Source organism: Streptococcus sp. DD11, from assembly GCF_001578865.1.
Classification (GTDB): Bacteria; Bacillota; Bacilli; order Lactobacillales; family Streptococcaceae; genus Streptococcus; species Streptococcus panodentis.
Window position 1 is genome coordinate 211140 of sequence record NZ_KQ969395.1, and the last position, 6555, is coordinate 217694.

Annotated in this window: 4 protein-coding genes and 1 pseudogene; 1 reads left to right on the forward strand and 4 read right to left on the reverse strand. The window is 49.3% G+C overall.

The features are described from left to right. The 4 genes and pseudogenes from STRDD11_RS14480 to STRDD11_RS08785 all read right to left on the reverse strand — a co-directional run. A pseudogene (locus STRDD11_RS14480) lies at nucleotides 1-96 on the reverse strand (Rrf2 family transcriptional regulator); the annotation flags it as partial. A gap of 63 nt (nucleotides 97-159) precedes the next feature. Then, nucleotides 160-1002: a metallophosphoesterase family protein gene (locus STRDD11_RS08775; RefSeq protein WP_128837005.1), complete on the reverse strand. Its 843-nt coding sequence runs from the start codon at nucleotides 1000-1002 to the stop codon at nucleotides 160-162. Nucleotides 1003-1091: 89 nt separating this feature from the next. Beyond that, entirely contained in the window at nucleotides 1092-4526 is a 3435-nt protein-coding gene (locus tag STRDD11_RS08780) for an FtsX-like permease family protein (protein ID WP_128837006.1), read from the reverse strand. 15 nt (nucleotides 4527-4541) lie between these two features. Next, nucleotides 4542-5243, reverse strand: coding sequence for an ABC transporter ATP-binding protein (locus STRDD11_RS08785; protein WP_128837007.1), 702 nt, complete (start codon nucleotides 5241-5243; stop codon nucleotides 4542-4544). Between the two features lie 591 nt (nucleotides 5244-5834). Here STRDD11_RS08785 and STRDD11_RS08790 point away from each other — a divergent pair. Then, nucleotides 5835-6395: a TetR/AcrR family transcriptional regulator gene (locus tag STRDD11_RS08790; protein ID WP_128837008.1), complete on the forward strand. Its 561-nt coding sequence runs from the start codon at nucleotides 5835-5837 to the stop codon at nucleotides 6393-6395. Nucleotides 6396-6555: the final 160 nt, after the last annotated feature.

Sequence of the window (6555 nt, forward strand, 5' to 3'; positions counted from 1 at the left end):
AGCGATAAAATCACTGGTAATCTTTCGGCTGGGCCCCTCCAGCGCCATGACAATCAGCATATGGGTGGCAATCGTAAAACGACTGGAAATTTGCATCTGCTGCACTCCTTCCTTCTAATCTTTTTCTATTATATATCAAATCAGTTGTAACTTCAAGGGTTACGTCTTTTCATTTAAAAATTGATTAATATCACGGTCATAGCCCTCCCGGCGACTGATTTCCCGCAGCAGATCGTGGTTGTGGGTATGATGGATGCCCTTGACCAGACTCTCTTCATAGATGTCAAAGTAAGGCAGGCTGAGCTCTCGGGCCAGGCGAAGCTCTTCCTGCACATCATAAGCCACCCGGCGAAAGTCCACTTCTGTCAGTCCCGCCTCGTCAATCTCCAAGATGGCATATTGGGCCCGCAAATCCTGCCGCAGAGCGGCATCCAGAAAGAAAGGCTGGCCGATAGAGCCAGGATTGATGATGAGCTGGCCGCCTGTGCCATAGCGGAGAAACTGCTGGTGAATATGGCCATAAACAGCAATGGCGCAGTCATTGCCCTCAAAGAGCCGGTCAAAGTCCGCCTGATTCCCGATATGGATCAGCTCCCGGCCCCAGTTCTTATCCGGCAGGTGGTGGCTGACAGCAATTTTCAGGCCGGCCACTTCTGCCTGCACCTGCAGAGGCAAATCCTGCAGCCGGTCAATCTCAGCTGGACGGACTTCTTCTAAAATAAAATGACAAAGCCGGGTCAGATAGAGGTGGCTGGGCTTGTCCAGATCCAGCTTGCCATGCAGGGCATGCCAGAGGCTGTCCTCCCAGTTGCCCCGCACCTGCAGGCTGATAGGCAGCTGCTGCATCCGTTCCAGCATGGCCCGGCGGCCGGTCCCGGGCATGAGCAGATCACCCAGAAACCAATAATCGGTCACTCTCTGCTTTTCTGCATCAGCCAGCACGGCTTCCAAGGCAGTGCTGTTGCCATGTATATCGGATAATAAGGCGATTTTATGTTTCATTGTCTCTCTTTTTCTTCCTTTTGAAAACATTATAACAAACCACAAAAAAACTTCCACTCCTAAACCTGAGTGAAAGTTTCTGATCTGATTTATTCGACCGACTTGAGGGCTTCCAGCATATCCACGCGTTTGAGCCAGTGATTGACAACAAAGCCTAAAACGGTGAGAATCGCAACCACCACAAGGGTTGGAAACAGATAGACCGGCCCGCCTACAGCAGGATTGAACATAACGGCATCCGGCGGGATAATCGCTGTCATATAAGCATGCAGGGCCAGCCCCGAAGCAAATCCTGCCAAAATACCAATCAAGGAAAGATAAATGGTTTCCCGATAGATGTAGAGGGTCACTTCTTTGTCAAAGAAACCCAGCACCTTAATGGTAGACAGTTCGCGCAGGCGTTCGGCTACATTGATATTGGTCAGATTGTAAAGAATGACAATCGCTAGGAGAACGGAGGAAATAATCAGCACATACATCACCTTGTTAAGGGAGTTGACGATGGTATTGACCTGTTCTTTCAGGATGGTATTCTGCACAATCCCTTTGACACCGGAGAGTTCCATAAAGTCAGCTGCGACCTTGTCTGTATTCTTGCTGGAGCCGTCCTTGAGCTTGACCATATAGGCATTGTCGCTGGCAGTCTGACGGAAAACCTTTTTGTAATAGCTGTTGTTCATAAAGATGAAATGCCCCATGTACATTTCAGTAATGCCGCTTACCTTAACCGTTATATCCCGGCCATTGGCGTCCTGAACAGTCAGCTCGTCACCAATCTTGGTCTTGGTCAGGCTGGCTAATTTCTCAGAGATAATCGCCCCTTCCTGATCCAAGCTCAGTTTTTGGCGGTTTTCCCGATTTTCAAGGGCGATGTAATCTGAAAAGTCTTTCGCATTTCTGTCGTTGGCAGTTAGAAGAGTGATCTTTTGCTGGTCATTCTTCTTTCCCGCAATTTTTGAAACTTCTTCATAGTGGACGGCTAAGTCGCTCCTGACACTGGCGCTGTCCAGCAGACTGTCTATCTCCTGTGCCTGACGGTCTGTCACATAGTCTGTTTTGGCAACAATCATATCATACTTGATAATCTCGCCAAACTGTCTAGTATTGAGGTCGGCGATAGAGGAACGGATCCCCAGACCGCCAAAGAGCAAGGCAATGGAGCCGCAGACACCAAAGATGGTCATCAGCATGCGCTGTTTGTAGCGAAAAATATTGCGGGCCGTTACCTTTTGGGTAAAGCTGAGGCGTGACCAAATCGGTCTGATCCGCTCCAGCAGAATTTTAGAGCCGCTTGCCGGCGGTTTTGGCAGCAAGAGCTGAGCCGGCTTTTCGGTCAATTCCTTACGGGCTACCAGATAGGCCGGCAGAACCGCACTGAGCAGGGCAAGAAGGATTGATAGAAGCGTTATCCAGGGATAGAAATGAAGCTCCATTTTCGGTACCGACATATTTGGGCCGTAGGTATTGTAGATAATTGTCGGCAGGAGCAAATGCCCCGCTGTGATGCCGAGGACAGTACCAGTCATAGAAGTGACCAAGCCATAGATGACAAACTTGCGGATAATGTGCTGATTGTCATAGCCGAGTGCTTTGAATGTTCCGGCTTTGATCCGCTCTTCATCAACGAAGCGGGCCATGGTCGTAAAGGTCACAAGCGCCGCCACAAAATACAGGACCACTGGGAAGATATTGCCGACAGCGTCAATGATATTGCTGTTATTTTCATAGGAAACATAGCCTTCTGACCCCGGCACTTCACGGCGGCTATAGACATTGTAGGTAGGAAGACCCAGCTGTCTGACCTTTTCTTTGGCATCGGCCAGTTCTTTCTCTTTTTCTGCCAGGCCCTTGTCAGCTTCTGCTTTTTTCTCATCATATTCGCCGGTCTTTTCTGCCAAGGCCTTCTTGGCATCGGCCAGCTCTTGTGTCTTTTGAGCCAAAGTTGCCTGAGCTTGGGCCAGCTGGCTCTGGCCGGACTGGTACTCGGCTGCTTTTTGGGCCAGAGTGCTGCTGCCGGCCTGATACTGAGCCAAGCCCGCTTGGTATTGGGCTTCCCTGCTGTTCAAGGCAGCCTGAGCAGCCTGATACTGATCAAGGCCGGATTGATAGGCGGCCTCCTTGCCATTGAGCGTGTCAAAAGCTTGCTGGTAGGCTGCAAGGCCTGCCTCATAGTTAGCTGTTTGAGCGGCCAAAGCGGCGGCTCCTGCTTCGTAGCTGCTGCGGGCTGCGGCAAGACCGGCTTCCAGCTGGGCAATCAGCTGGCTGATCTGCGCTTTTTCCTCTTCGCTGGCTGCAGCTTCCAGCTGAGCTTGGAGAGCTGTTAGCTTGGCTGTGTTGGCATCAATATCCGCCTGAGCCTGAGTCAGTTGGCTGCGGCCGGCTTCCAACTGAGCAGCCGCACTGTCGAGCTCTGCCTTCTTGCCGGACAGGGCCGTCCAAGCAGCATCAAGCTCGGTGCGGGCGCTGTCCAGTTCCGCTTTTTTAGTGTTTAATTCAGCCCATCCGCTGTCTAACTGTGCACGGCCGCTCTGCAGCTGGCTCCAGCTGCTGGCCAGCTGATTCTGACCATCAGCCAGCTGACTGGCACCAGAAGCTAGCTGATTTTCAGCAGAGGCGATTTGCTCCTGCCCTTGAGCCAGCTGACTTTCGCCCTGACTGATTTGCTCCTGCCCGTCCTGCAGCTGCTGACTGGCATCGCTCAGCTGCCTTTTAACATCGGCAATCTTGTTTTCGCCTTCTTGGATTTGGCTGTTGGCATCCGTTTTCAGGCTGTTCAGACGAAGCTGCGGCTGACCGGCCAGCAATGCTTCGACCGCTTTCTTATCTTCATAGACCTTATCAATGTAAGTCTGGCTGTAAGGGCTGAGTGTGCTCAGATCCTTGTAGCGGATGCGGGCGACCATATAAACATCGGAGTCAAAAGCTGACGGAGCAACGACACCGTAACCGTCCAATTCTCCAGTACCGGCAGTTGATTTGCCTAGATTGACATTGGAAATCATGTCGACCGAGTTGACAAAACCCACAATTTTAAAGGTAGGGCTGCGGAGGACAGTCTTTCCATTAAGACCGGCCTTTTCGGTAAATGAAATCTCCTGACCAAGCTGATAGTCTTTGCGATAAGCAGCCGTCAGGGCGATTTCATTGTCCTTGCTGGGCAGCTTTCCCTCCACCAGATCAGGCTTGGAGACCTGCTGACTGGCAGACAGGATGCGCACAGATCTGCTTGTATCCTTAATAACTGCGTCTTTCATATAGCTGTACTCGACCTGAGCCTTGCCGTCAAGACTGTCCAGCAGCTGCTGGTCTGACGAACTGAGGCCATAATCACTGATAACGGCCAGATCAGCTGCCTGATAGTCCCTGAAATAATGCTCACCGGTCGTCCGAATATTGGGACCGGTCACCTTTAGCCCCACCAGAGCAAAAGAGCCTAGAGCCATGAGGGAAGCAATCGAAATGACCCGGCCTTTTGACTGACGAAAGGATTGGCGAATATCTTTCCAGTAGGTTTTATAGGACATACTCTTTCCTTCTCTCTAATATTCTAATGCTGCGATGTCTTGCGGCTGCTCATTGATGTCCATGCTTTTGACCCGGGCATCGTGCATGCGGATGACCCGATCAGCAATGGGCGCTAAGGCCCCATTGTGGGTCACGATGATGACCGTCGCTCCTTGCTTGCGGGACATATCCTGCAGGATCTGCAGCACCTGCTTGCCTGTATTGTAGTCAAGCGCTCCGGTCGGCTCATCACAGAGCAAAATCTTAGGATTCTTAGCTACTGCCCGTGCGATGGCTACCCGCTGCTGCTCTCCGCCGGAAAGCTGGGCTGGAAAGTTATTGAGCCGTTTGCCCAGACCGACACTCTGCAGGGTTTCGACGGGATCAAGAGCATCAGCCACGATTTCTGAAGCCAACTCAACATTTTCCTTAGCAGTCAGGTTGGACACTAAATTGTAAAACTGAAAGACGAATCCCACATCTTCGCGGCGGTACTTGGTCAGCTGCTTAGCATTGTAGTCAGCAATGTTCACGCCGTCAATAATGACCTCCCCCTCGTCATTGGTGTCCATGCCGCCCAGGATATTGAGCACGGTCGACTTTCCTGCACCGGAGGAGCCAAGGATAATGACCAGCTCCCCTTTTTCAATTTCAAAGTTGATGTCATTGTTAGCGATAATTTCTGTTTCTCCTGTCTGATAGCGTTTGTAGCTATGCTTCATTTCAATATAAGCCATCTCATTTCCTCTTTCATGATCTGTTTTTGGTGTTCCCGGAAGAGCAAAGCCATACTGCTTTCACTGCCTGGCCTGATTTTGATCTTCAGCAAACATTAAATAAACAACGTGTTGATTTATTACATGCTTTATTATAAACTTAGAAAAACAAAAAACAATAGTCAATTTTCAACAATGTGTTGATTTAAGAAAAAACGATTCAAATTTTAAGTGAATACACTGTGAAAATCGAAATCAGACTGGAAACCGGACGCTCAAAGCAGGGCTTGACTGCTTTCTCTCAGCGGCTTCATCCGTCAGAAAGTGCCAGCTGTACAGGCTTTACGGCTGATGAAAGCGGGACAGCAATCGGTCAGACAGAGTCTCCGATCTTGTCAGCAAGTCTTATACTCAATGAAAATCAAACGATAGAAAGATAGGAAGTTGGGTACTGCTGCCATAGACTCTTATCTGCCATCGCTAACAGTCGGAGGGGCTGATAGCGCATGCTGAGCCAGTGGCGTAAAAGCAAATCAAACCAGCATAAAATGAACATCGTGTTGACGATACTGGAAATATCGTCTATAATAGAGTCATAAAAGAGGTGCAAACATGACACAAACAAGACAGACATCTACCAAGCAGGATATTAAAGAGGCCTTGACCCAGCTCCTCCTGACTGAAAAATTTGAAGATATTTCAATCAGCAAGCTGACCCGAAAAGCGGGGATTAACCGCGGGACTTTTTATCTGCATTATATTGACAAATTCGATATGATGGAGCAGCTCAAGCAGGATACTTTTTCCCAGCTGATGAGCATTTTTAATGACGAACTGCCTATCCGAGACAATATCGAAGCGACCCTTGTCTACCTCAAAGAAAACTATGACTTTATCTGGGCGATTGCCAAAAATCAGTCTCTGGATTTCCAATTCAGCATTAAAGAATTTATTAAACAGCTTCTGGAAGTCATTCCAAATGCGCATGCATGGATTAGCAAAATCTATCAAATCCCAGAAAACTATGCTTTGGAAGTTTTTCTTGCCAGCAATGAATGCATTATCACAAATTGGATTCAAACTGGAGCCAAGGAGAATCCGAAAGTCATGACAGAAATTCTCCTGACGATTTCCCACTTAGAAAACATGCAGAAAGAATCCCGCTGCGACTGATGCCGCAGAGCCGACCGCTGCTGCCACATCGCAAAGAGTTAAGGGGGACTGATAAAGGTTGTGGATAGAGGCTGAGACAGACTCCCATGATGTCTGTGTCCTCACCCACAGAGGGATGGATCTTTTGGAAGATACCGTATAAAAAGTCCTTCAGTCTCGC